This is a genomic window from Oleiphilus sp. HI0061, assembly GCF_001635675.1.
Genome location: NZ_LWFE01000079.1, coordinates 1 through 788, shown reverse-complemented (window position 1 = coordinate 788; position 788 = coordinate 1). Strand labels below are relative to the sequence as shown.

Annotated in this window: 1 protein-coding gene; it reads left to right on the top strand. The window is 43.9% G+C overall.

Annotation, left to right across the window (positions count from 1 at the left end; genetic code table 11):
• Positions 1 to 86: 86 nt before the first annotated feature.
• The coding region (locus A3735_RS00980; RefSeq protein ID WP_068637395.1) for a GGDEF domain-containing protein at positions 87 to 788 on the top strand (702 nt) is incomplete at its 3' end.

Genomic DNA, 788 nt, shown 5'->3' with positions numbered 1-788 from the left:
TTGATCAGAGTCAGACTTCAATTCATGAGTTCATGCTACCTTCAAAGTAAGGGAGCAGAGCCTGCTCCGCCAGGAGAGCAAATCCAATGACGATGATACGTAGTTCTAACGCTAAAATCTCAAACCGGCTCACCCGTTTTGTATCCTTACCGGTTCTGAGGGCTTTGTACGGCCTGGCTTTATCGTTAGGTGCACCGGCGGGTTGGGTTCTAGTCCAGAAACTTGCGGGGCGTGATCCATTCTCTGATGAACATTTTGATCTATTACTCTATGTCTATATGAGCTTGGCAACGGGAATTGTGTTTTCATTGCTAGGTTATTTTATTGGTCGTCGAGAGCATATGATTACAGATCTGGCACTGACCGATAGCCTAACGGCGCTTTACAATAAGCGTTATTATAAAAACCGTTTAGAACAAGAGTTTCAGCAGCATCTGCGTACCGGTGCCTCAATGGCCATTATTCAAATTGATTTAGACTTTTTTAAACAAGTAAATGATCGATTTGGGCACCAGGCAGGTGATGAAGTATTGAAGAAGGTTGCTACATTGATTCTTGCAAATTGCAGGAAGAATGATACTGCCGCGCGCGTTGGCGGAGAAGAGATGAGTATTATTGTCTGTGGCGAAAGTAAAGATGAAGCGCATATATTGGCAGAAAGAATTCGTGCCACGATTGAAAGTACAGACTGCTTTTGGCAGGGGCAACGGATAAGTTTGACAGCCTCATTCGGTATTGCATTCGCGACAGCTAAGACAGAAACTGCTTGGCAAATTTATCAAAATGCT